At 71.9% G+C, this 24,206-nt stretch carries 24 protein-coding genes; 13 read left to right on the top strand and 11 right to left on the bottom strand.

All coding sequences use genetic code 11. From position 1 onward, the window contains the following. The first annotated feature begins 142 nt into the window (after nucleotides 1-142). Entirely contained in the window at nucleotides 143-586 is a 444-nt protein-coding gene (locus tag GT045_RS05550; RefSeq protein ID WP_202515228.1) for a carboxymuconolactone decarboxylase family protein, read from the top strand. 246 nt (nucleotides 587-832) lie between these two features. On the opposite strand, the gene GT045_RS05545 is transcribed toward GT045_RS05550, so the two are convergent. From GT045_RS05545 to GT045_RS05530, 4 genes are all read right to left on the bottom strand, one after another. After that, nucleotides 833-2,320 (bottom strand): glutamate synthase subunit beta, encoded by a 1,488-nt coding sequence (locus GT045_RS05545; RefSeq protein ID WP_161333458.1) that lies wholly within the window; start codon nucleotides 2,318-2,320, stop codon nucleotides 833-835. Between the two features lie 339 nt (nucleotides 2,321-2,659). Further along, entirely contained in the window at nucleotides 2,660-3,139 is a 480-nt protein-coding gene (locus GT045_RS05540; RefSeq protein ID WP_161288251.1) for an anthrone oxygenase family protein, read from the bottom strand. A 146-nt stretch (nucleotides 3,140-3,285) separates the two neighbouring features. Next, the gene (locus tag GT045_RS05535) at nucleotides 3,286-3,984 is read right to left on the bottom strand and encodes a DUF2293 domain-containing protein (RefSeq protein WP_202527230.1); all 699 of its coding nucleotides are present in this window, start codon (nucleotides 3,982-3,984) and stop codon (nucleotides 3,286-3,288) included. 147 nt (nucleotides 3,985-4,131) lie between these two features. Further along, the gene (locus GT045_RS05530; RefSeq protein ID WP_161333457.1) at nucleotides 4,132-4,824 is read right to left on the bottom strand and encodes an NAD(P)H-binding protein; all 693 of its coding nucleotides are present in this window, start codon (nucleotides 4,822-4,824) and stop codon (nucleotides 4,132-4,134) included. A gap of 98 nt (nucleotides 4,825-4,922) precedes the next feature. Between GT045_RS05530 and GT045_RS05525 the strand changes: the two genes are divergently transcribed. The 3 genes from GT045_RS05525 (at nucleotide 4,923) to GT045_RS05515 (ending at nucleotide 6,556) form a co-directional block, all read left to right on the top strand. Then, nucleotides 4,923-5,315, top strand: a complete 393-nt coding sequence (locus GT045_RS05525; protein ID WP_161333456.1) for a helix-turn-helix domain-containing protein — start codon at nucleotides 4,923-4,925, stop codon at nucleotides 5,313-5,315. 43 nt (nucleotides 5,316-5,358) lie between these two features. After that, nucleotides 5,359-5,991 carry a uridine kinase gene (locus tag GT045_RS05520; RefSeq protein WP_161333455.1) on the top strand — a complete coding sequence of 211 codons (633 nt, stop codon included), beginning with the start codon at nucleotides 5,359-5,361 and terminating at the stop codon, nucleotides 5,989-5,991. 151 nt (nucleotides 5,992-6,142) lie between these two features. Continuing rightward, on the top strand, nucleotides 6,143-6,556 hold the full coding sequence (locus GT045_RS05515) for a PPOX class F420-dependent oxidoreductase (protein WP_161333454.1): 414 nt from the start codon (nucleotides 6,143-6,145) through the stop codon (nucleotides 6,554-6,556). Between the two features lie 48 nt (nucleotides 6,557-6,604). On the opposite strand, the gene corA is transcribed toward GT045_RS05515, so the two are convergent. Beyond that, nucleotides 6,605-7,732, bottom strand: a complete 1,128-nt coding sequence (corA, locus tag GT045_RS05510) for a magnesium/cobalt transporter CorA (protein WP_161287063.1) — start codon at nucleotides 7,730-7,732, stop codon at nucleotides 6,605-6,607. Nucleotides 7,733-7,909: 177 nt separating this feature from the next. Between corA and GT045_RS05505 the strand changes: the two genes are divergently transcribed. Continuing rightward, nucleotides 7,910-8,704, top strand: coding sequence for a methyltransferase (locus GT045_RS05505; RefSeq protein ID WP_161287062.1), 795 nt, complete (start codon nucleotides 7,910-7,912; stop codon nucleotides 8,702-8,704). A 264-nt stretch (nucleotides 8,705-8,968) separates the two neighbouring features. Here GT045_RS05505 and GT045_RS05500 read toward each other — a convergent pair whose 3' ends face one another. Continuing rightward, the gene (locus GT045_RS05500) at nucleotides 8,969-9,925 is read right to left on the bottom strand and encodes a PfkB family carbohydrate kinase (protein ID WP_345942552.1); all 957 of its coding nucleotides are present in this window, start codon (nucleotides 9,923-9,925) and stop codon (nucleotides 8,969-8,971) included. Next, nucleotides 9,922-10,830: a pseudouridine-5'-phosphate glycosidase gene (locus GT045_RS05495; protein ID WP_161291918.1), complete on the bottom strand. Its 909-nt coding sequence runs from the start codon at nucleotides 10,828-10,830 to the stop codon at nucleotides 9,922-9,924. Before GT045_RS05495 ends, GT045_RS05500 begins: the two co-directional genes overlap by 4 nt. A 99-nt stretch (nucleotides 10,831-10,929) precedes the next feature. On the opposite strand from GT045_RS05495, the gene GT045_RS05490 reads away from it, so the two are divergent. Further along, nucleotides 10,930-11,361: a VOC family protein gene (locus tag GT045_RS05490; RefSeq protein WP_161333453.1), complete on the top strand. Its 432-nt coding sequence runs from the start codon at nucleotides 10,930-10,932 to the stop codon at nucleotides 11,359-11,361. 16 nt (nucleotides 11,362-11,377) lie between these two features. Here the strand turns inward: GT045_RS05490 and GT045_RS05485 are convergent, their stop codons facing one another. Next, on the bottom strand, nucleotides 11,378-11,932 hold the full coding sequence (locus tag GT045_RS05485) for a methylated-DNA--[protein]-cysteine S-methyltransferase (protein ID WP_161291916.1): 555 nt from the start codon (nucleotides 11,930-11,932) through the stop codon (nucleotides 11,378-11,380). 39 nt (nucleotides 11,933-11,971) lie between these two features. Continuing rightward, nucleotides 11,972-12,844, bottom strand: coding sequence for a glycerophosphodiester phosphodiesterase family protein (locus GT045_RS05480; protein WP_161333452.1), 873 nt, complete (start codon nucleotides 12,842-12,844; stop codon nucleotides 11,972-11,974). A 290-nt stretch (nucleotides 12,845-13,134) separates the two neighbouring features. On the opposite strand from GT045_RS05480, the gene GT045_RS05475 reads away from it, so the two are divergent. The 6 genes from GT045_RS05475 (at nucleotide 13,135) to GT045_RS05450 (ending at nucleotide 21,438) form a co-directional block, all read left to right on the top strand. Further along, a complete protein-coding gene (locus GT045_RS05475) occupies nucleotides 13,135-14,007 on the top strand; it encodes an MHYT domain-containing protein (RefSeq protein WP_161333451.1) in 873 nt (290 codons plus the stop codon). 49 nt (nucleotides 14,008-14,056) lie between these two features. Next, nucleotides 14,057-16,204 (top strand): excinuclease ABC subunit UvrB, encoded by a 2,148-nt coding sequence (gene uvrB / locus GT045_RS05470; RefSeq protein ID WP_161333450.1) that lies wholly within the window; start codon nucleotides 14,057-14,059, stop codon nucleotides 16,202-16,204. A 172-nt stretch (nucleotides 16,205-16,376) separates the two neighbouring features. Then, nucleotides 16,377-16,955: a TerD family protein gene (locus GT045_RS05465; RefSeq protein WP_161291912.1), complete on the top strand. Its 579-nt coding sequence runs from the start codon at nucleotides 16,377-16,379 to the stop codon at nucleotides 16,953-16,955. An 84-nt stretch (nucleotides 16,956-17,039) separates the two neighbouring features. Next, nucleotides 17,040-18,944 carry a TerD family protein gene (locus tag GT045_RS05460; protein WP_161333449.1) on the top strand — a complete coding sequence of 635 codons (1,905 nt, stop codon included), beginning with the start codon at nucleotides 17,040-17,042 and terminating at the stop codon, nucleotides 18,942-18,944. A 223-nt stretch (nucleotides 18,945-19,167) separates the two neighbouring features. Further along, nucleotides 19,168-20,169: a TerC family protein gene (locus GT045_RS05455; protein WP_161333448.1), complete on the top strand. Its 1,002-nt coding sequence runs from the start codon at nucleotides 19,168-19,170 to the stop codon at nucleotides 20,167-20,169. Nucleotides 20,170-20,337: 168 nt separating this feature from the next. Beyond that, a complete protein-coding gene (locus GT045_RS05450; RefSeq protein ID WP_161333447.1) occupies nucleotides 20,338-21,438 on the top strand; it encodes an ionic transporter y4hA in 1,101 nt (366 codons plus the stop codon). A 7-nt stretch (nucleotides 21,439-21,445) separates the two neighbouring features. Here GT045_RS05450 and GT045_RS05445 read toward each other — a convergent pair whose 3' ends face one another. Further along, a complete protein-coding gene (locus GT045_RS05445) occupies nucleotides 21,446-22,717 on the bottom strand; it encodes an MFS transporter (protein WP_161296360.1) in 1,272 nt (423 codons plus the stop codon). Nucleotides 22,718-22,928: 211 nt separating this feature from the next. On the opposite strand from GT045_RS05445, the gene aroQ reads away from it, so the two are divergent. Then, complete coding sequence (gene aroQ, locus GT045_RS05440; protein ID WP_161296345.1) at nucleotides 22,929-23,402, top strand: type II 3-dehydroquinate dehydratase; 474 nt, start codon at nucleotides 22,929-22,931, stop codon at nucleotides 23,400-23,402. A gap of 11 nt (nucleotides 23,403-23,413) precedes the next feature. Here the strand turns inward: aroQ and GT045_RS05435 are convergent, their stop codons facing one another. Further along, nucleotides 23,414-24,190 carry an amino acid ABC transporter ATP-binding protein gene (locus tag GT045_RS05435; protein WP_161333446.1) on the bottom strand — a complete coding sequence of 259 codons (777 nt, stop codon included), beginning with the start codon at nucleotides 24,188-24,190 and terminating at the stop codon, nucleotides 23,414-23,416. Nucleotides 24,191-24,206: the final 16 nt, after the last annotated feature.

Below are 24,206 nucleotides of genomic sequence, written 5' to 3'. Positions count from 1 at the left end.
CTCCACCGCCGCTGCCCTCTCCACCGCCGCTGCCCTCTCGACCACCGCCGCCCTGTCGACCAGCGCCGCCGCCACCTCGACCGCCACCGGCACCACCGATTCCGGCACCGGGGTCGCCACCGCCGAGGCCGCCCGCACCCGCCTGGACCTCGCGAAGGCCGCGCCGAAGGTCTTCCGCGCGATCATCGGGCTCGACGCCGCCGCCCGCGCCGGCCTCGACCCGGCCCTGGTCGAACTGATCCAGATCCGCGCCTCCCACCTCAACCACTGCGCCTACTGCCTGCACATGCACACCAACGACGCCCGCAAGGCCGGCGAGAGCGAGGACCGGCTGCACATGGTCGCCGTCTGGCGCGAGGCCCGGCACTTCTTCACCCCGAAGGAGCAGGCAGCCCTCGCCCTGACGGAGGCGGTGACCCTCGTCGCCGACGGCGGCGTCCCCGACACCGTCTACGCCGAGGCCGCCGCCCACTTCGGGGACCAGGAACTGGCCCAGGTGCTCTCCCTGATCCTCACGATCAACACGTGGAACCGCGTGGCCCTGGCCACGGGGAAGGTGGCGGGCACGGACGAGCGCACCGCCTGACGGTCCCGCCGGACTCCACGTGCCCGCGGCGTGCCATGGTCCTGTCGCACTCCACGTGCCCGCGGCGTGCCATGGTCCTGCCGCACTCCAGCTGCCCCCGGCGCGCCACGGTCCTGCCGCACTCCAGCTGCCCCCGGCGCGCCACGGTCCTGCCGCACTCCAGCTGCCCCCGGCGCGCCACGGTCCCGTCGGACTCCAGCTGCCCCCGGCGCGCCACGTTCCCGCCGGGTCCCGCCGGGCTCCGGCTCAGACCACCATCGGTCGGTCCGTGGGCGCGATCGGGGCCGGGAGCCGGGAACGCCCCGTCAGATACCGGTCGACGGCCGCCGCGACGGCACGTCCCTCCGCTATCGCCCACACGATGAGCGACTGCCCGCGCGCCGCGTCTCCCGCGGCGAACACCCCGGGCACGTTGGTCGCGAAGCCGTCGTCGCGGGCGATGGTGCCGCGCGGCTGCAGCGCCAGCCCCAGCTGGTCGATCACCCCGTCCTCCCGGTCGGGACCGGAGAACCCGAGGGCGAGCAGCACCAGGTCGGTGGGGAGTGTCCGCCCGGATTCCGGCACCGGCTCCCGCCGCTCGTCGACCTCCACCACGTGCAGCGACCGGACCCACCCCCTGTCGTCCCCCTCGAAGTGCAGCGTGGACGCCGCGAACAGCCGTGCGTCCGCGTCCGCCGCCGGCGCCGTCCGCAGCTCCCCTGCCTCCTCGTGCGCCGCCGACAGCCGGTAGATCTTCGGGTACGTCGGCCACGGCTCGCTGTCCTCGTCGCGCTCCGCACCCGGCTGTGCGTAGATGTCCAGCTGGGTCACGGACGCGGCCCCCTCGCGCACCGCGGTGCCCAGACAGTCGGCCCCCGTGTCCCCGCCACCGACGATCACCACGTGCTTTCCGGCGGCCGACAGCGGCGAGATCTCCAGGTCCCCCTCGCACACCCGGTTCGACAGCGGCAGGTACTCCATCGCCTGGTGTATCCCGTGCAACGCCCGCCCCGGTACCGGAAGTTCCCGCCACGCCGTCGCACCCGTCGCGATCACCACCGCGTCGTACCGGCTCCGCAGCTCGTCCGCCGGCACGTCCCGGCCGACCGTGGTCGAGGTACGGAACCTCGTCCCCTCGGCCCGCATCTGCTCGATCCGCCGTTCCAGATGCCGCTTCTCCATCTTGAACTCGGGGATGCCGTACCGCATCAGACCGCCGACCCGGTCGTCCTTCTCGTACACCGCGACCGTGTGTCCGGCCCGCGTCAGCTGCTGTGCCGCGGCCAGTCCCGTGGGGCCGGAACCGATGACCGCGACCGTCTTCCCGGACAGCCGCTCGGGCGGCCGGGCCGGCGTGAACCCCTCCTCCCACGCCTTGTCCGCGATCGCGCACTCGACGTTCTTGATGGTGACGGCCGGCTGGTTGATCGCCAGCACACACCCTGCCTCGCACGGCGCCGGGCACAACCGGCCGGTGAACTCCGGGAAGTTGTTGGTGGCGTGCAGCCGGTCGCTCGCGGCCCGCCAGTCCTCCCGTGACACCAGGTCGTTCCACTCGGGGATGAGATTGCCCAGCGGGCAGGCCTGGTGACAGAAGGGGACGCCGCAGTCCATGCAGCGGTCGGCCTGCTTGCTGATGATGGGCAGCAGCGCTCCCGGGACGTACACCTCGTCCCAGTCCCGCACCCGCTGCTCGACGGGCCGCCGCGGCCACTCCTGGCGCGGCGTGGTCATGAACCCCTTGGGATCGGCCATGGCGTCTTCCTCGCGTACGGGCACCGGCGGCACCGGGTGTACGAAGGGCCGTGCGTCTTCGGGCGGCACTCTTCCGGCCACGATACGTCTCCGCCGACGGCCGCGCAGAGTGGCGGGAAGCGCTTTGTTCCGGGCCCCACGGCACGACCGGCCGCTACCGCTCCCCGTCCAGGACAGCCCCGGCCCGGCAAGGGCTCAGGCGGGGACCGGGCACGCCGAGGGCTCCGGTGGGGGCCGGGGACGCCCAGGGCCAGGCGTGGGCCGGGCACGCCCGGGCTTGGCCGAGTCCCGGGCGCGTCCGGGACTCGGGCGAGGGACCGGCCCCGGCGAGCCCAGGGCTCAGGCGAGGGCCGATATGTAGGTGAGGGACGCCGCCGCCGAGGCGACGGTCCGGACGTGGTTCCAGAACGTCCACTCGCGCACGTACACCGGCCAGTACCCGGCGGCCTCCGGACTCCCCGGGGTGAGCCCGGCGAGTCGGTCGTTGCGGGGCACGTTCGCGACGATCGTCAGCCCGAACGAGCCGAACAGGTACAGCGCGCTGCCCAGCAACAGCAGCACCTTCCCCTCGCCCGGCCACACGACGAACGTCACCACCGAGACCAGCGCGCTCAGGACCGCCGATCCGGCGAACACGGTCATGAACGCCGGACGCACGGCCGCGACGTTGACCGCGTTCATCGCCGCGACGCCCTGCGCGGGCGGCAGCGCGGCGAGACCCCGCATCACGAAGGTCGAGAACCCGCAGAAGACACCGGCCACCAGCCCGGTCCCCAGGACCCCCGCCACGACCAGCACGAAGAACGGCCCGTCGATCATTTCCACACCCCTGTTCCCTGCCACGCCCGATCCGGCTTCGCCACTCTCCCCACGGAGGCCACCCGCACCTTCCCCCGGCCTCCTCGGGGCCTCCTCGGGCCTCCTCGCCCGGGGGTCTCAGCCGGTGTCCTCCTCGCCCCGGGACCTCAGCCGGTGTCCTCCTCCCCGGCCTCCTGCCACCCCCGCAGCACACTCTCCACAGCCGCCGCGATCCGGCGCCGTGCCTCATATCGTGGCACCCCGCTCATCAGCAGTTGGTCGTAGGGCGTGTCCACATGCCGTACGGCTGCCACGACCGCCGAGATCACCGCGCCCTCGGTCAGCGCCCGTCCGGCCGCGCTGCGCCCCACCCGCCCGCTGCCCCGCACCGACGCGTGGGCCGCGACCGCCCGGGCCCGCTCGGCCGGACACCCGGGGAACAGCCGGAGGATCTCCGCGGCGAACGCGGCCGCGAACCGCTCGTCCTCCGCCGCCCTGCGCCGTCCGTCCCGCGCCCTGCGCCGGCGCCGCGCCTCCGCGTCGGCCAGGCAACGCGCCTCCGCCCGGGCCAGCGCGGCCTCCTCCACGAGCACGCCCTGGCGTTCGTAGCGGCTCCTGCGCCGGTTGAACCGCACCACCACCGCCGACAGCGTGCTCTCCTCCCGCGCCCTGCGGGTCAGAGCCGTGTCGCCACGCGGCAGGAAGACCAGATGCCCGAGGTCGGCACAGTGCAGGCAACGCGGCGCCCCGTCCTCCAGCATCAGCAGCGACAGCGGACCGCGCCGGCAGCCGGCACACCGCCTGCGTTTCAACGGCTGGACGACGACAAGGCGACCGGGGGTGCGGGGAGTCGCGGGAAGCGCCATACGCGGTTCTTTCCCCGTCACCACCCACCCCTCCCGCTCCGCTCCCGCCCTCTTCCCGTGGCCGTCCTCCCCGCCGCCCCGACGACCGGTGCCGTCCGCGTGTCCGCCCGTTCCCCGGCGGGCCGCAGCCCCCCTGGTCGCCCCGAACTACCCCTCCTCCTCCCGAAAGTTGAACACCGAAACCCGCGTGCGGTGTCGTACCGGCCGCTCGATCTCGTCCACCAGCGCCACCGCGAGATCCGCGTACGACAGCCACGGCTCGCGGTCGCCGCCGGGCAGCCGTTCCCCGCCCACGTGATACCTCCCCGTCCGGTCGCCGCCGTGCTCCAGGTGCCCGGCGGGCGTGAGCATCACCCAGTCGACGCGGCCCTCCCCACGCTCCCGAAGCCGGTGCAGCCCGGCCGTGTGCGCCAGCGCGAACGGCCGGATCTCCGGGGGGAACGCGAGCGGATCGTCCATCACCGGCCGTCCGTCCGCGCCGAGCAGATTCGCACCCAGGCCCACTGCCACGAGCCTGCCCACGCCTGCCTCGGCGAGCCCGTCGAGCAGCGCGTCGGCCGCCTTCACGAAGAACGCGGGGTCCAACGCGTCGAAGCCCTGCTCCGGCCCGCTGTACGGCGATACGGCATGCACCGCACCGGCATGCCCGGCCGCGACCGCGCCGACCGACCCGCGATCGGTGACGTCACCCGGTACGACCGTGACGCCGTCCGCCCGGAGATCCGGATACCGCGCCGGATCCCGCACCACGGCCGTCACCCCGTAGCCCCGCGCGCCTGCCTCCGCTGTCACCGCCCGTCCGGCCCGTCCCCCCGCACCGAAGACCACGATGTCACTCATCCCAACCTCCCGCTCACACCGCTGCTGTTCGCGTTCGGCCAGGACGTTAGGGGGCGCACTCCCGGTTACCGCAACGGAACCGGCGCTACGCTCGACGGATGACCGACGCGACGGACCGCGACCGTTCCGCACCTCTCGATCCCGACATGTTCCACCCCCTCTGTCCGTCCTCCGCGATGCCCTTCCGGGTCGGCGACAAGTGGTCCGGCATGGTCATCCGCTGTCTCCAGGAGGGGCCGCGCCGGTTCGGTGAACTACGGGTCCCACTCCCGGCCGTCACACCGAAGGTCCTCAGCGAGACCCTGCGCGCGATGGAGCGTGACGGCCTGGTGACCCGCACCGCGTACGACGAGAACCCGCCCCGCGTCGAGTACGCGCTCACGGCCCTCGGCCGCACTCTGATCCCCCTCCTCGACGCGGCCCGCTCCTGGAGCGAGGCCCACCTTCCTGACCTGCTCGCGGCCCGTCGCGCGGCCGGGCACCCCGCCTGACCGCCCTCGCCGTCCTCCCGGACCGCCAGGCATCATGGGGCCTGTGCGACTCGAAGCGATCACCTGGGACCGGCTCGCCGAGCAGCTCGCCGACCGGCTGGCCGGCGCGGCGCCGGCCGACGCGGGGGCATGGCCGCGCGTCGGCTTCGACGGGGCCCCGGCCGCTCGGCCGGGAGACCTCGCGACGCGGGTGGGGGAGGCGCTGAAGGTGCGCGGCCGGCCCTCGGTGGTCGTCGGCACCGAGGGGTTTCTGCGACCCGCCTCGCTGCGCCTGGAGCACGGGCGGCGCGACGCGGAGTCGTACTACGGCGGGTGGTTCGACACCGGCGCCCTGTGGCGCGAGGTCTTCGCTCCGCTCGATGCCGGAGGCAGCGGGCGGATCCTGCCCGACCTGTGGGACCCGGCCACGGACCGGGCCACCCGCAGCCCCTACGTCCAACTCCCGCCCGGCGCGGTGCTGTTGCTTCATGGCCCCCTTCTGTTGCGTCACTGGTTCCCCTTCGACCTGACCGTGCATCTCCTCCTCTCCCCGGGCGCCCTTCGTCGTCGCACGGCCGAGACCGAGCACTGGACCCTCCCCGCCTTCGAGCGCTACGAAGCCGAGACGGACCCCTCCGGCACGGCGGACGTCCTGGTACGCGCCGACGACCCACGCCACCCCGCCTGGAGCGGCTGATCCGGAGAGGCCCTCGGCCCGTCCCGTCCCGGCCCGTCCCGTCCCGGCCCGTCCCGGCCCGTCCCGTCCCGGACACGCCGCCGGCGATCGGACGCCCGCTGATCCGGCCTCACCACTTTTATATGCGCGCGCATGTAACTAGAGTGACGTCATGACGACTTCGACGGACACTCCCGTTCACCTCGATGACTCCCTCCGGGCTCTGCTGGACGGCAAGAACTTCGCCAGCGTCGCCACCCTCGGCCCCGGCGGCGCCCCGCAGAACTCCGTGGTCTGGATCAAGCGCGAGGGAGACAGCGTGCTCTTCTCGTCCGTCGACCGCCGGCAGAAGGTACGCAACCTCCGCCGTGACCCCCGCATCAGCCTCTCCGTCTTCGATCTGGCGAACCCCTATCACTCGGCCGAGATCCGGGGCGTCGCCGAGATCCTGCCGGACGAGGACAAGCGGCTCCCGCGCGATCTGTCGCACAAGTACCTCGGCATCGACCCGCCGGCCGAGAGGGACGACGAGGTCCGGGTGATCGTCAGGATCGTCCCGCAGAAGGTGGTGTCCTTCTCGGCCTGACCGGGCAGACCGCGACGGCCGCCCCGCCGCGGCCCGGGGACGCCCCGCTCAGAGCCAGCCGTTGCGCCGGAATCCCCGGTACAGCATCAGGCATGCCGCCGCCGTCACGGTCATGATCAGCGGATAGCCGAACTGCCAGTGCAGCTCCGGCATGTGGTCGAAGTTCATGCCGTACACCCCGCACACCATCGTCGGCACCGCGACCACGGCGGCCCAGGCCGTGATCTTCCGCATGTCCTCGTTCTGGGCGACGGTCACCTGCGCCAGGTGCGCCTGCAGGATGGAGTTGAGCAGCTCGTCGAACGCGGCGATCTGCTCCTTGGCCCGGATCAGGTGGTCGGACACATCCCGGAAATAGGCCTGTATCTCCGGAGCGACCACCCGTATGGGCCGGGTCGCCAGATCCTCCACCGGGCGGCTCAGTGGCACCACCGCCCGCTTCAGCTCCAGCAGTTCACGCTTCATCTGGTAGATGCGGCCCGGGTCAAGACGTGCGCCGTTCTCCGAGAACACCTCCGTCTCGACCTGGTCGATGTCGGCCTGCACCGCGTCCGTGACATTCAGGTAGTCGTCCACCACATGGTCGGCGATCGCGTGCAGCACCGCCGCCGGTCCCTTGGCGAGCTGCTGCGGGTCCGCCTCCAGCTCCTCGCGCAGCGGTCCGAGCGAGCCGTGCCGCCCGTGCCGCACCGTGATCACGAAGTCCTCACCGACGAACACCATGATCTCGCCGGTGTCCACCACCTCGCTGGTCGCCGTCAACTGCTCGTGCTCCACGTAGCAGACGCTCTTGAACACCGCGAAGAGCGTGTCCCCGTAGTGCTCCAGCTTGGGCCGCTGATGCGCTTCGACCGCGTCCTCCACCGCCAGCGGATGCAGGTCGAACAGCTCGGCGATGCCGGCGAACTCGCGGTCCGTGGGTTCGTGCAGCCCGAGCCAGACGAAGCCCTCGCCGGTCTTGCGCACCAGCCGTACGGCATCGACCAGGTCGGCGCACCCGGGCACACGCACACCGTCCTGGTACGTCACGCAGTTCACCACCGACGAGCCCAGCGGCGACCTGGCGGGGTGGCTCAGGTCCACGCGCGGCCGGCGCCGGGCCAGCCGTGCGACCTTGCGCAGGCCGCCGACCTTTCCCAGCCCCGTGACCTTCCGCAGATTCCCTGCCATCGACATCTGGATCTCCTCGCGTGGATCTCCGTGCTGCAACGCTTCCGTGCCTTGACCCGCAAGTCTGCCAGCCCCCGGCAAAGCGCGGGCAAGCCTGTGGGAACGGCAAGTTCCGTTTGGTTCCCGCCTGTGGACGGAGGGTCGGTCGAGGGGGACGGCCCGGGTGACTGGGATGATCGGAGCGTGACGCCATCCGACGGATACCTCCTGGACAACCAGCAGAACGAGGCGGGCCGGCGCTTCGACGCCTTCGCCACCCTCTTCGACCCCACGACCTTCCGGCACCTCGAACACCTCGGTGCCGGACCGGGTATGCGCTGCTGGGAAGTCGGCGCCGGCGGCACCTCCGTCGTCTCCTGGCTCGCCGAGAAGGCCGGACCGTCCGGGCGGGTCGTCGCCACCGACATCGACACCTCGCGGCTCACCCCCGCCGGCCGGCCGCCGGTGGAGATCCGCGTCCACGACGTGGGCGCCGAGGAACCTCCGGGGGAGGGCTTCGATCTGGTCCACGCCCGGCTGGTCCTCGTCCATGTACCCGACCGGGACAAGGCGTTGCGGTCCATGATCAAGTCTCTGCGTCCCGGCGGACGACTGCTGATCGAGGACGCCGATCCCGCCCTCCAGCCGCTGCTCTGCCCCGACGAATACGGCCCCGAGCAGCGGCTCGCCAACCGGCTGCGCCGAGGCTTCCGCAAGCTCCTCGCGGACCGCGGCGCAGACCTGTCCTACGGCCGCAGACTCCCGCGTCTGCTCCGGGAGGCCGGCCTGCACGGCGTCCAGGCCGACGCCTACTTCCCCGTGACCTCACCCGCCTGCACCGCCCTCGAGGCCGCGACGGTCCGTCAGATCCGTGACCGTCTGGTCGTCGCCGGTCTCGCCACCGACGCCGAGATCGACCAGCACCTGGCCAACGTGGAGACCGGCGGCATGGACCTGGCCACCGCGCCGATGATCTCGGTCTGGGGGCACAAGGCGTAGGGCCGACACCGTCACGGCGGGACCGGCGGGTTGTCACCGTCACGGCGTGGCCGACAGGTCGTCACCGACGACCGCCGGTCGGCCGGCACCGTCAATCGCCGACCGACCGTCACCCTCCCCTCCCCTCGCCTCCCCTCCCCGAGCCGGTCGGCCGCGCGGGCACACGGACCGGCCGGCCGCGCGGGAGAACGCACCGGCCGGCCCTCGTCGCGGCGCCCGCTCGGGGGAGGAACGGCAGATCACCGGCCTCCCGGCGCCTGCCTTTCACCGACCTGCCTCGCTTCCGTCCGTCGCTCCCCGGCTCCCGTCGTCCCGAGGCGGAGGTCTGCCGCCCACCCTCCGCACCGCCTCCGCACCCGCCCGGCAGCCCTGGGCCGCCGCCTCCTCCGGGGTCGCTCCCGCGAGCAGCGCGGCGAGGAAGGCTCCGGTGAACGCGTCCCCCGCGCCCGTGGTGTCCCGGGGCACCACGGGCCGGGGCGGCACCCGGACAGGTACCGCGCCGGCGCGGGCCACCAACGCGCCCTCGGCCCCCGCCTTGGCCACCACCAGCGGCACGACACGGCTCAGCTTGGCCGCCGCGTCCCCCGGATCCGGCAGCCCCGTCAGCAGGCACGCCTCGTCCCGGCTGGGCAGGAGCAGGTCGAGCCCCTCCGCGAAGGCCAGGAATCGGTCCACACCCAGCTCCGCGAGGAAGCCGGCCGACGCCGGGTCCAGGCTGACCGGCACGCCACGCGCCCGTGCCGCCGCGAGCGCCGTGCCGGCGAGCGCCCGGCTCGACTCCGTGAACAGCAGATAACCCGACAGATGCAGCCGGGCCACCCCGTCGAGCAGCCCGTCCGACCAGTCGGCGGGACCGAGCCGCAGGGACGCCCCGCTGTCCGTCAGGAACGTCCGCTCCGCCGCCGCAGCCGCGTCGACCAGGCAGATCACCGTCCCGGTCGCCGCCTCCGGATCCACCACCAGCCGGGGCCTTACCCCGGCCGCGAGCAGTTCCCGCGCGTGCCAGTCGGCGGCGTCCGCTCCCACCCGTCCCAGGAGCCGTACGTCCGCGCAGCCCGTGTGGGCCGCCCAGCAGGCCACGTTGGCGCCCGCGCCGCCTGGCAGCGTGCGGATCACGGCGGCCGTGTCGGTGCCGGCCGCGAGCGGCCCGCCGTGCCGGGCGACCACGTCCGTCACCACGTCCCCGACGACCAGCAGCGCTCCGTCCCGGCCCGCGCTCACCCCCTGGTCCAGGCCCCGGCGATCCGCGCCGCCAACCGGACGTTGCCGCGCACCGCCGCCAGGTTGGCGCTCAGCGAGGCCCCGCCGGTGTGCCGGACCAGGTGATCGAGCAGGAACGGTGTCACCGCCTGCCCGGTCACGCCCCGCTCCGCGCAGTCGCGCAGCGCGTCGGCGAGCACGCGCGCGTGCAGCTCGGGGTCGAGTTGTTCGGCCTCCGGTACGGGGCGGGCGACGATCAGCGCGGAATCCGGCGCGTCCAGCGCGTCCTGGGCGCGCATGACGGCCGCGACCTGCTCCGGGGTCTCCAGCGTCCAGTCGACCGGGTGCCCCGAGTCCGCCAGATAGAAGCCCGGGAACCGGTCCGTGCCGTACCCGGCGACGGCCACCCCCAGCGTCTCCAGCCGCTGGAGCGTCGCCGGCACGTCCAGGATCGACTTCACCCCCGCGCACACCACGGTGATCCGGGTGCGCGCCAGCAGCCCCAGGTCGGCCGACTCGTCCTGGGTCACCGTCCACTCCCGGTGCACGCCGCCCAGCCCGCCGGTGGCGAACACCCGGATCCCGGCGAGCGCGGCCAGCCGAGCCGTCGCCGACACCGTCGTCGCCCCGCTCGCGGAGCCCGCCACGGCGAGCGGCAGGTCGCGATGGCCCAGCTTGCGGATGCCGTCCTCGTTGGCGACCCGCTCCAGCTGCTCCTTGTCCAGGCCGACCCGGGGCCGTCCGTCGAGCACCGCGACGGTCGCCGGCACGGCGCCCTCCCGCCGCACCGCGTCCTCCAGCTCCAGCGCCACCTGGAGGTTGCGCGGGCGCGGCAGGCCGTGCGCGATGATCGTGGACTCCAGAGCCACCACCGGCCGCCGCGCGTCGAGCGCCTCCCGGACTTCTTCCGACACCACCAGCACCACGTGCCCGCCTCCTGTCGTCGGTCCTTCCTCCATCCCTGGCGGGCACCGGCCTCGGATAAACGCTTGTGGCCCGTGGCGGAGCCCACCAGCCTGGGACGCATGACGAAGAACACCACGCGTCTCGACCACGTCGTCCTGTGGGTGGCCGACCCGGTCGCCGCTGCCGCCTTCTACGAGAAGGCCGTCGGCCTGGAACCGGTCAGGGTCGCCGAGTTCACCGAAGGAGAGGTGGCCTTCCCCTCCGTGCGCGTCAACGAGGAGACCATCCTCGATCTCGCCCCGCACGGTTTCGCCGCCAGGATGAACATGCTGCCCGGCTCGGCCGACAGCGCCGGCCACCCGGTCAACCACATCTGCCTGTCGCTGCCGGCCGACGCCTTCGACGACCTGCGGGCCCGGCTGGAGGAACACGGCGTCCCCGTGTCGGGCATCGACCCGGGCCTGTCCGGCGCCCGCGGCGCCGCCGTCCGCAGCTTCTACTTCCGCGACCCCGACGGCAACGTCTTCGAGGTCCGGCACTACGACGACTAACCGCACCCCGGGCCGCTCAGAACAGCGGCTCGGGCAGCACGCCCTCCAGGGCGAGAAGCTTCCGCTTCGTCTCCAGGCCGCCCCCGAAACCGCCGATGCCACCGCCGCTCTCCACCACCCGGTGGCACGGCACGACCACAGGCAGCGGATTGGCGCCCATCGCCGCGCCGACCGCCTGCGCCCCGCCGGGCTGCCCGACCCGCCCCGCCAGGTCGCCGTAGCCCAGCACGGTGCCGTACGGCACGCCGGTCGCCAGCTCGCGCAGCACCTGTCGGTTGAACCCGGAGATCAGCGACCAGTCCAGCGGCAGGTCGAAGTCATGGCGTTCGCCGGAGAAGTACGCCCGCAGCTGGCGTATCGCCTCTGCGAGCAGGGGGAAGTCCGGATCCTCCACCGGCCGGCCGCCCAGCCGGGCGGCCAGCCGCTCCAGCGCCCGGTCGCGCACCGCGTCCGAGGCGTGGAAGACGACGTTGACCAGGCCGTCGCGGGTCGCCGCCAGCATCAGCGGCCCGATGTCGGTGCCGACCACGGCCCACACGACGCGCTGCTCGTCCTGCCCATGGCTGTCCATGCGCCCACGGTACGACCCGCCACTGACAACGCCCCCGGCTCAGTCCGCGGCCAGCGCCGCCCGCACCACGTCGGGCTTGTTGGTGATGACCCCGTCGACGCCGTATCCGGCGGCCTTGCGGGCGGTGGCCGCATCGTCCACCGTCCAGGCGAACACCCCGAGCGGCCGGCCGTGCGGCCCGTCCAGGGTGTGCGCCGTCGAGACGTAGCCCCGGGTGAGCGACGCGAACGAAGGATTGACCAGGTCAGCAAACCGGGCGAACCGGCGCAGCTGCGTCACGGAGGGCTTGCCGAGGTAGGCGGTGGTGACCGCCGGCTTCAGCTCGTGGACGGTCCGCACGCTGTCGGCGCTGAAGCTCTGCACGATCAGCCGGCGCAGGTGCCTGCCGTCCAGCCAGCCCTCGTTGCCGAGGAGCTTCAGGGTCTGCCGCTCGATGCCCGGGTACAGCTCCGGGTTCTTGATCTCCAGGAGCAGCTTCTCGTGGTTGCGTTCCACGCGCCGCATGTACTGCTCCAGCGTCGGCACCCGCGTCCCCGTGTACGCGGGGGAGTACCAGCTGCCGGCGTCCAGCCTGGCGATCTCCGCGGCGGTGAAGTCCCCCACCTTCCACGGGGCCCGGCCGGGGAAGACGTCCTCGACGTTCGTCGTGCGCCGCAGACTGTCGTCGTGGAGGACCACCAGCTCGCCGTCCTTGGTGCGCTGGACATCGTTCTCGACCCAGGAGAAGCCCAGCCGAGCGGCCTTGTCGATGGCGGGCAGCGTGTTCTCGGGCGCGTACGCGGAGGCGCCCCGGTGGGCGACGACGGTGGGCACGCGGTGCTCGCCCGCCCGGGCGTCGGAACCGGGGCCCAGCAGGGCCGATGCCGCCCCCAGGGCCGCGGCGAGGGTGGCGGCGACTACGCGCGCGTACATGCGTACTCCTCACGTCGATCGGACGACGAACAGCGAACACGGACAGCACCAGAGTGACAGCCCCGGATCGACGGCACCCGGGCGCACGATGGACACACTCTGAACGGAGATGTCCCAGAGCGCTCACCGGTGCCGCACATCTGCGGTAAGGAGGTGTTTCTTTGCCGGAAAATCGTTCGACCGTTCCGGTGGGGGTCATACTCTCTGCGACGCCCTGACCGCCCGCGCGGTCCTGGGACGGGGGCATATTCAGTATTCCGGGACGCGACAAGGCGGAAGGGCAGCCGCGGATGCAAGGCACGGTCGACGGATTCAGTTACGGGGCCGTCACCCCGGTGGTGGCCTACCTGATGGCCTGCCTCGGTGGCGCCCTAGGCCTCCGCTGCACCACACGGTCCCTGCTGGTCACCCACTCCCGGCGCCCCGCCTGGCTGGCCCTCGGCTCGGCAGCGATCGGCTCCGGCATATGGACGATGCACTTCGTCGCCATGATGGGCTTCAGCATCGAGCAGGCGCCGATCCACTACGACAGGCCGATGACCTACGCGAGTCTCGCGCTCGCCGTCGTCATGGTCGGCGTCGGCATCTTCATCGTCGGCTACCGGGGCGCCACCGGTACCCCGCTCTTCACCGGCGGCACGATCACCGGCCTGGGCATCGCCTCGATGCACTACCTCGGCATGGCGGGCGTCCGCTTCCACGGACGGTTCACCTACAACACGCTCACCGTCGCCGCCTCCGTCGTCATAGCGGTGGTGGCCGCCACCGCCGCCCTGTGGGCCGCCGGACAGGTGCGGGGCTTCGCGTGGAGCCTGGGCGCGAGCGCCGTCATGGGACTGGCGGTCAGCGGCATGCACTACACGGGAATGGCCGCCCTCGGCGTCCACCTCGACGGCGGCTCCCACGGCGCCGGGGGCGCGCCCGAGGCGTCCGCGCTCGCGCCGATGCTGATCGGCCCGCTCGCCTTCCTGCTGCTCGCGGGCGTAGTCGTGATCTTCGACCCGCTGATGGTCACGGGCCGCCCCGACTGGCGGCCCGTCGAGCACAAGCCGGGCGTCCCGGCCGCAGCCGTCGCCCCCCACGCGGACCGCCGCCCCGCCCTGCACGAGGGGCGCGGGCCGGCCGGGCACCCCGCCGCGCACCAGGGCTCCCGGATCTTGTAGAACCGCTGATCGGGACCCATTGTCAGTGCGGGGTCGTACGGTGGATGACATGCGGCCCGTTTCCCACATCGAACGCACGGTGGCGCCTTTCGAGGTCGTCAGCCCCTACCAGCCCAGCGGCGACCAGCCGGCGGCCATCGCCGACCTGGCCAAGCGCATCGAGGCCGGCGAGAAGGACGTCGTCCTCCTCGGCGCGACCGGCACCGGCAAGTCCGCCACCACCGCGTGGATGATCGAGAAGCTCCAGCGCCCCACCCTCGTGATGGCGCCGAACAAGACGCTGGCCGCCCAGCTGGCCAACGAGTTCCGCGAGCTCCTGCCGAACAACGCCGTCGAGTACTTCGTCTCGTACTACGACTACTACCAGCCCGAGGCGTACGTCCCGCAGTCGGACATCTACATCGAGAAGGACTCCTCGATCAACGAGGAGGTCGAGCGGCTGCGCCACTCGGCCACCAACTCCCTGCTCACCCGGCGCGACGTCGTCGTGGTCGCCTCGGTGTCCTGCATCTACGGCCTCGGTACCCCGCAGGAGTACGTGGACCGCATGGTCCCGCTCCGGGTCGGCGACGAGATCGACCGGGACGACCTGCTGCGCCGTTTCGTCGACATCCAGTACACGCGCAACGACATGGCCTTCACCCGCGGTACCTTCCGGGTCCGCGGTGACACCATCGAGATCTTCCCGGTCTACGAGGAGCTGGCCGTCCGCATCGAGATGTTCGGCGACGAGATCGAGGCGCTGTCGACGCTGCATCCGCTCACCGGCGAGATCATCAGCGACGAACAGCAGCTCTACGTGTTCCCGGCCTCGCACTACGTGGCAGGCCCCGAGCGCATGGCGCGGGCCGTCAACGACATCGAGAAGGAACTGGGGGAGCGCCTGGCGGAGCTGGAGAAGCAGGGCAAGCTCCTGGAGGCCCAGCGCCTGCGGATGCGCACCACGTACGACATCGAGATGCTCCGCCAGATCGGCACCTGCTCCGGTGTGGAGAACTACTCGATGCACTTCGACGGCCGCCTGCCCGGCTCCCCGCCGAACACCCTGCTGGACTACTTCCCGGACGACTTCCTGCTGGTCATCGACGAGTCGCACGTCACCGTCCCGCAGATCGGCGCCATGTACGAGGGTGACGCCTCCCGCAAGCGCACCCTCGTCGACCACGGCTTCCGGCTGCCCTCCGCCCTGGACAACCGTCCCCTGAAGTGGGAGGAGTTCCAGGAGCGCATCGGGCAGACCGTCTACCTGTCGGCCACCCCCGGCACCTACGAACTCTCGCGGTCCGACGGTTTCGTGGAGCAGATCATCCGCCCGACCGGCCTCGTCGACCCGGAGGTCGTGGTCAAGCCGACCGAGGGCCAGATCGACGACCTGGTGCACGAGATCCGCAAGCGCACCGACAAGGACGAGCGGGTCCTGGTCACCACGCTGACCAAGAAGATGGCCGAGGACCTCACCGACTACTTCCTGGAGCTGGGCATCCAGGTGCGCTATCTGCACAGCGACGTGGACACCCTGCGCCGTGTCGAGCTGCTGCGCGAACTGCGCTCCGGCGAGTACGACGTCCTGGTGGGCATCAACCTCCTCCGCGAGGGCCTCGACCTGCCCGAGGTGTCCCTGGTGGCCATCCTGGACGCCGACAAGGAGGGCTTCCTGCGCTCGGGCACGTCGCTGATCCAGACCATCGGCCGCGCGGCGCGCAACGTCTCCGGTCAGGTCCACATGTACGCCGACAAGATCACCCCGGCGATGGAGAAGGCCATCGACGAGACCAACCGCCGCCGCGAGAAGCAGGTCGCCTACAACAAGGCGAACGGCATCGATCCGCAGCCGCTGCGCAAGAAGATCAACGACATCGTCGCGCAGATCGCCCGCGAAGAGGTCGACACCGAACAGCTCCTCGGGTCCGGTTACCGCAGCGCGAAGGACGGCAAGGGCGCGAAGGCACCCGTTCCTGCGCTCGGCGACAAGGCGGCCAAGGGCGCGAAGGCCGGCAAGGCGGCCAAGACCGCCAAGGGCAAGACGGTGCCCACGGACCGTCCGGCGGCCGAACTGGCCGAGCAGATCGAGGAGATGACCGAACGCATGCGGGCCGCCGCGGCGGAGCTGCAGTTCGAGATCGCCGCCCGGCTGCGCGACGAGGTCTCCGAGATGAAGAAGGAGTTGCGCCAGATGCGGGAGGCCGGCCTCGCTTGAGCCGCCGCGCGGGTACCGGCCTCGGCATATGCGTCAAGTGTTGCAACACCGACACAAAAGCGCGGGCCGGGGTCGGCACTCTCAGCGGCCCTGCGTAGGGTGCTGGTCAACCGCGCTGCGCGCAGCAACGGCACGGCGCGGCAACAGGGGAACGTCGAGAGGGGATTCAGCCGTGTCCGTCAACTTGTCCAAGGGTCAGGCCATCAGCCTGGAGAAGAAGGACGGGGCCACCCTGACAGCGGTCCGTATGGGACTGGGCTGGCAGGCGGCGAAGCGGCGTGGCCTGTTCGGCTCCCGCACCCGCGAGATCGACCTGGACGCCTCGGCCGTCCTCTTCGCCGGCGGCGAGCCCACGGACGTCGTCTTCTTCCGCCACCTGGTGAGCGACGACGGTTCCGTGCGCCACACCGGTGACAACCTCGTCGGCGGTGTCGGCCAGGGCGGGGACGACGAGGCGATCCTGGTGGACCTGCAGCGCGTACCGGTCCACATCGACCAGATCGTCTTCACCGTCAACTCCTTCACGGGCCAGACCTTCCAGGAGGTGCAGAACGCGTTCTGCCGGCTCGTGGACGAGACCAACGGCCAGGAACTCGCCCGCTACACCCTGGCCGGCGGCGGCGAGTACACCGCCCAGATCATGGCCAAGGTGCACCGGGCAGGCACCGGCTGGACGATGACCGCCATCGGTTCCCCGGCCAACGGCCGCACCTTCCAGGACCTGATGCCGGCGATCGTGCCCCACCTGTAGGACCGGACCGGCCGCCCACCAGGACCGGACCGGCCGCCCACGGGCGCGGGCACGCACGACAGAACGACACAGGGGGCGACGGCGGTGGCGGCTGAGCTGGTGCGGGGACAGAACCACCCGCTGTCCCAGGTCGGGCTGGAGATCCGGATCTCCGCCGGAGTGCCGGTCCTGGCCGGTGCCACGCTCGGCGACGAGCACGGCGCGGTACAGGGCCCCGAGGGGGTGGCCCACCCCGGCGCCGCCGCCCTGCCCGGCGTCGAGGTGTCCGGGCGGCCGGCCGCCGACCATCGCCTGGCCGTCGACCTGGCCGCCCTCCCCGAGTCCGTGCACCGCGTCGACGTCTTCCTCGCCCTGCCCACCGGTGCCACGGGGCCGCTCCGCTTCGGTGCCGTCCCGGCCCCGCACACCTCGGTGCACAGCCTCGACGGCACCGAACTCGCCTCCTTCACCCTCACCGGTCTGGACGCCGAGACGGCCGTGATCACCCTGGAGCTGTACCGCAGGCAGGGCGCCTGGAAGGTGCGGGCCATGGGCCAGGGTTACGCGGACGGCCTGCCCGCCCTCCTCGCCGACCGCGGGCTGCGCGATGCGGACGGCCTCGCCACCGTCATCCATCAGGCGGCTTCCGCGACCGGGGCCGCCACGCACCCCGGGACCCCGTACGCCGGGCAGACCGCGTCGCGGACCGCACCCGCTCCGGGGCCGGCCGCCCGCCGGTCCGGGCCGCAGGGCTCCGAAGGCGGCGGGGCCGGTTCCGGGCTTTCCGTCAGCCCGGTCGACTACACGCACCCCCGGCGCACCCACAGCATCCCGTCGCCACCCCCGCCTTCGGCTCGCTCGGCCGCGGACGGACAGCCCGCCCGGCCCGTCGCGGGAGACGCCGTGGGCTGGTCGATGGAGGAGCGGCTGTACAACCAGGTCTGGGGCATGTTCGAGGACCTGGCCCGGACCACCGCCGCTTACCGCAGTGCGGTCGAATACGCCGACTCCCGTCTGGAGAAGGAACTGGACCAGGCGCTCGCCGACCCGCGTACGCGGCTCGCCGGGGCGGGCGACGCCGCCCGCGAGGCGGCCCACGCCCGCCGGAGCCGGCTGGCCGACCAGGCCCGCGCGGTCCTCGACCGCGACCTCGCCCAGCTCACCGTCGAGGCGGAAGTGGTCGAGCCCGCGCTCCCTCCCGCCTGCGCCCGCTGGGACAGCCCCGTGTGGCACGCCCACCGTGCCCCCGCCGAGGATCCGTTTGCCCTCCGGCTGGGTGATCTCCATCTCCCGGAAAGCGCTCCACTGCGCATCCCGCTGCTGGTCAGGCTGCCGCTGGAGCGGGGGCTGTGGATCGACAGCGGTCCGACCACAGGCGTGGACGACCTCGGCCAGGACCCCGCTGAGCTGCGACATCTGGCCGTGGAGGCTGCCGTTTCCCTCGCGGCGCGCCTCCTCGCAGTGCACCCGCCAAGGGCGTTCTCCGTGCACGTGATCGATCCCGCCGGTGCGGGGGCCCGGGCGCTGCTGCCGCTGGCGCGGGCGGGGGTCCTCGCGGCACCTCCGGCCGCCGGGGCGGCACAGGTCTCGCAGATGCTGGAGAGGTTCACCCGGCGGGTCGACCTGGTGCAGATGGCGCTGCGCGGCGGCGCGGCCGAGGCGCTCCCGGCCGACGTGGACACCGCACAGCAGCTCCTGATCGTCAACGACTTCCCGCACGGTTTCGACGAGCGGTCGGTGACCCGGCTCCGCTATCTCGCCGACGAGGGCCCTGCCGTCGGCGTGCACCTCCTGCTCGTCGCCGACCGCGAGGACGCCGCCGCCTACGGGCCGTTGCTCGATCCGCTGTGGCGTTCGCTGCTGCGACTCACCCCGCTGCCCGACGACCATGTGGCCGATCCGTGGGTCGGGCATGCCTGGACGTACGAACCGTCGCTCGCCCCTGTCGGCAGCGACATCCTGCAGCAGGTGCTCGCGGAGGTGGCCGAGGCCCGCACCAAGGGGCGGTAAAGGCGCCTTGAGCTGGCAGTTTGGGATTTCCTTTGCCGAGCACTTTACCTTTTCTTGGTGATTGGGTACCGTCTTACGTACGGAGGGGAGTACTCCCTGACTGCGGCGCACCCGTCAATACGGACCGGTTCAGGTCCCGGGGCGTCGGCCCATCCCGGGTGGAAGAGACCTCCGGCAGCGACAACGCTGATGTGTTTGCCGTCACGTACTGCCGGAGGTTGCAGTGGAAGTCACCATGACCCTGTGGGTCCTCACCGTCGTGGGTCTCGCCGCCCTCATCGCCGTCGACTTCTTCATCGGTCGCAAGCCGCATGATGTGTCGGTCAAGGAAGCGGGCATCTGGACGGTCGTCTGGATCGCCCTGGCCGGCCTGTTCGGTCTCGGCCTGCTCGTCTTCGGCGGTGGACAGCCCGCCGGCGAGTTCTTCGCCGGCTTCATCACCGAGAAGTCGCTGAGTGTCGACAACCTCTTCGTCTTCGTCCTGATCATGGCGAAGTTCGCCGTGCCCACCCAGTACCAGCAGCGCGTCCTGCTCGTCGGCGTCCTCATAGCCCTGGTCCTGCGGGCCGTCTTCATCGCCGCCGGAGCCGCGATCATCGCCAGCTTCTCCTGGGTCTTCTTCCTCTTCGGCGCCTTCCTCATCTGGACCGCCTGGAAGCTCGTCCAGGAGGCCCGTGCCGACGCCGACGACGAGGAGTACGAGGAGAACAGGCTGCTGAAGGCGGCTGAGCGGAGGTTCGGCGTCGCCGACCGCTACCACGGCACCAAGCTGTGGATCCAGCAGAACGGCAAGCGAGTCATGACCCCGATGCTGGTCGTGATGCTCGCCATCGGCACCACGGACGTGCTGTTCGCCCTGGACTCCATCCCCGCGATCTTCGGCCTGACCCAGGACCCGTACATCGTCTTCACCGCGAACGCCTTCGCCCTGATGGGCCTGCGTCAGCTGTACTTCCTCATCGGCGGGCTGCTCAAAAAGCTGGTCCACCTCTCGTACGGGCTGTCGATCATCCTCGGCTTCATCGGCGTCAAGCTCGTACTGCACGCCCTGCACGAGTCCGGCGTCCACGTGCCCGAGATCAGCATTCCCGTCTCGCTCGGCGTGATCTGCGCGGTCCTCGCCGTCACCACGGTCACCAGCCTCGTCGCCTCCAGGAAGCAGGCGGCGGCCGAGGCGGGACACAGCGGCCACGGGTCGTCCCGCAAGGACAGTGCCGACGTCTGACCGCGCCGTCGTCACCGCGGGAAGCCCGCGGTGACGCACTCCGCCCCTGGCGGGTCTCGATGCGACGCGGGGGCCGGTCCCACCGGTACCGGCCCCCGCACGGAAAGGATGAGAGGTATCCGGAAAGAACGGAATGCGAACTTTGTAAGCCTCTGCGACCATCGCCGCATGATCACTCGGCTCCGGTCGCTCACCCGTCGATGGACGATCCTCGTGCCGGTGCTGGCGATCGTCCTGCTGGTCTTCGTCTGGGGCCGGGACCTGCCGGGCGCCGTCGTCGGCCTGGTGACGCTCGTACTCGCCGGCGCGGTCCTGGCGGCAGTGCACCACGCCGAGGTGGTCGCCCACCGGGTCGGCGAACCCTTCGGCTCCCTCGTCCTCGCCATCGCCGTCACGATCATCGAGGTGGCCCTGATCGTCACCCTCATGGCCGACGGCGGCGACAAGAGTTCCACCCTGGCCCGGGACACCGTCTTCGCCGCGGTGATGATCACCTGTAACGGCATCGTCGGCCTGTGCCTGCTCGTCGCCTCGCTGCGGCACGGCACCGCGGTCTTCAACCCCGAGGGCACCGGTGCCGCGCTGGCCACCGTGGCGACGCTGGCGACGCTCAGTCTGGTGCTGCCGACCTTCACCACCAGCAAGCCCGGACCCGAGTTCTCCTCCGTGCAGCTGACCTTCGCCGCACTGTCCTCACTGATCCTGTACGGGCTGTTCGTGGCCACCCAGACCGTGCGCCACCGCGACTACTTCCTGCCCATCACCCGGCAGGGCGAGGTCATCGACGCCGACGACCACGCCACGCCCCCGTCCGCGCGCACCGCCTGGATCAGCCTCGGTCTGCTCGGGCTGGCCCTGGTCGGTGTGGTCGGCCTGGCCAAGAGCGTGTCGCCCACGATCGAGTCGGGAGTGGCCGCGGCGGGCCTGCCCGCCGCGGTGGTCGGTGTGATCATCGCCCTGCTCGTCCTGCTGCCCGAGACGATCGCCGCGCTGCGCTCGGCTCGTCGTGACCGTGTGCAGACCAGTCTCAACCTGGCGCTCGGCTCCGCCATGGCCAGCATCGGTCTGACCATCCCCGCCGTGGCGCTCGCCTCCATCTGGCTGTCCGGACCGCTCGTCCTCGGCCTCGGCTCCACCCACATGCTGCTGCTCGCGCTGACCGTGGTGGTCAGCTCCCTGACCGTGGTGCCCGGCCGGGCCACGCCCCTGCAGGGCGGCGTCCACCTGGTGCTCTTCGCGGCCTACCTGGAACTGGCGATCAACCCGTAGGGGACGGTCAGCCCGTGGCCGGTTCCGCCACCGGCGCGGGCGCCGGCCGGGTCTCCGGAAGCAGCGCGAAACACACCAGGCTGACCAGTGCGATGCCCGTCAGGTACACCCCCACGCCCCACGGCACCCGCCCGCCCCGTTCCGCGAGCGCCGTGGCCACGATCGGGGTGAGAGCGCCGCCGAGGACCCCGCCGAGGTTGTAGCCCACGGCGGCACCCGTGCAGCGCACCCGCGGCTCGAACAGCTCCGGCAGGTAGGCGGCGATCACCGCGAACATGGTGATGAAGGCGAGCAGGGCGCCCAGGACGGCGAGGAACATCAGCAGTGGCTCACCGGTCGCCAGCAGCGCGACCATCGGCAGCATCCACAGCACGCAGGCCGTGCACCCCGCCAGACACATCGGCCGGCGCCCGTACCGGTCGCCGCACAGCGCCAGGAAGGGCGTGAGCGTGCCCTTCACGACCACCGCGCCCATGATGCACATCAGCATGACCGTACGGCTCACGCCGAGCCGCTCCGTCGCGTACGCCAGCGACCAGGTCGTCACCGCGTAGAACACCGCGTAGCCGACGGCCAGCGCCCCCGCCGTCAGCAGCACCAGCCGCCCGTGGTGCCGTACGACCTCGACGAACGGCATGCGCGCGTGGTCGTCGATCTCCAGGAACCGGGGACTCTCCGTGAGCGACGAGCGCAGCCACAGACCCGCCAGCGCCAGCGCGCCGGCCGCCCAGAACGGCACCCGCCAGCCCCAGCGCGCGAACTCCGCGTCGGACAGCGACGCCGACAGCACGAGCATGACCCCGTTGGCCAGGAGGAAACCGAGCGCCGGACCCACCTGGGGAAAGCTGGACCACAGACCGCGCCGCCCGGCGGGAGCGTGCTCGGCGGTCAGCAGCACCGCCCCGCCCCACTCCCCGCCGAGCCCTAGCCCCTGCAGGAAGCGCAGGACGAGCAGCAGGACGGGCGCGGCCACGCCGATGGTCCCGTAGGACGGCACACAGCCGACCGCGACCGTGGAGGCGCCGGTGAGCAGCAGCGAGATGACGAGCACCGGCCGCCGCCCGCGCCGGTCCCCGAGATGGCCGAACAGCACCGAGCCCAGCGGTCTGGCCACGAACCCCACTCCGAACGTCCCGAACGCCGCGAGCGTCGCCGCGAGCGGTGAGAACGTCGGGAAGAACAACGGTCCCAGAACCAGAGCCGCGGCGGTCCCGTAGACGAAGAAGTCGTAGAACTCGATCGCCGTCCCGGCGAGCGAGGCGGCGGCGAGCCGCGGCATGGACGGGGTGCTCACAGCGTGTACATCGCGCATGCCGCTTCAACTACCCGCAGTGATCAAGCGTTACGGGGGCGTACGGGGGTGCTCGAGAGACCTGAGCGCACGCCGTGGCGAGCGGCGTGCAACAGCCGGCTGCCCGCCCCGGCGGCCGTGATACACCGGGTGCGTGCGGCGGTCGCAGACGCACCGCCCCTGACGGACCGGAGGAACCGTGCCCCGCACCCTGGCCAACGCCCCGATCATGATCCTCAACGGGCCCAACCTGAACCTGCTCGGCCAGCGCCAGCCCGAGATCTACGGCCGGGAGACACTGGCCGACGTGGAGGCGCTCTGCGCGAAGGCGGCAGCCGCGCACGGCGGCACGGTGGACTTCCGGCAGTCCAACCACGAGGGGGAACTGGTCGACTGGATCCATGAGGCGCGGCTCGGCCACTGCGGGATCGTCATCAACCCCGGCGCCTACTCGCACACGTCGGTCGCGATTCTGGACGCGCTCAACGCCTGCGACGGCATGCCCGTGCTGGAGGTGCACATCTCCAACATCCACCGGCGTGAATCGTTCCGGCACCACTCGTACGTCTCGCTGCGGGCCGACGGGGTGATCGCCGGCTGCGGAGTGCAGGGCTACGCGTTCGGCGTGGAGCGGGTGGCGGCCCTGGCCGGGGCGGCGCAGGCGGACGCGTAGCCAGCGCGGGACTAGAGCCGGCCCGCCTCCACGACCCGTCGCAGGAAGTGCCGCGTGCGCTCCTGCATCGGGTCGCCGAAGACCTGCTCGGCGCTGCCGCGCTCCAGGACGACACCACCGTCCAGAAAACAGACCTGGTCGGCGACGTCCCGCGCGAAGCCCATCTCGTGCGTCGCCAGCATCATGGTCATGCCCTCGTCCTTCAGACCACGGACCATCTCCAGCACCTCGCCCACCAGTTCCGGATCGAGCGCTGCCGTGATCTCGTCCAGCAGCAACAGCCGGGGCCGCACGGCGAGCGCGCGCACGATCGCCACGCGCTGCTGCTGACCGCCGCTGAGCCGGTCCGGGTAGGCGTCCGCCCTGCCGCCCAGTCCGAGGCGCTCCAGCAGCTCCCTGGCGTGCGCCTCGGCCTCCCCGCGGGAGACGCCGTGCACCCGGCGCGGGGCCAGCGTGACGTTCTCGAGCACGGTCATGTGCGGAAAGAGGTTGTACGCCTGGAAGACGACCCCGATCCGGCGCCGTACCGCGTCCTGGTCCGCACGCGGATCGGTGATCTCCTCGCCGTCCAGCCAGATGGCACCGTCATCGATCTCCTCCAGCAGGTTGGCGCAGCGCAGCAGCGTCGACTTGCCGGAGCCCGAGGCCCCGATCAGCGCGGTCACGGTGTGCGGGGCGACCTCCAGATCGACGTCCCGCAGGACGACGGAGCCACCGAAGGTCTTGCGGACCGACTCCATCCGCAGGACGGACGCGGCACCGGAGGGCTCGCCGTCAGGGGTGCTCATGAATCCTCCCGCGATG

Origin of the sequence: Streptomyces sp. SID486 (assembly GCF_009865385.1) — a bacterium.
GTDB lineage: Bacteria > Actinomycetota > Actinomycetes > Streptomycetales > Streptomycetaceae > Streptomyces.
This window is presented reverse-complemented; position numbering and strand designations above follow the sequence as displayed.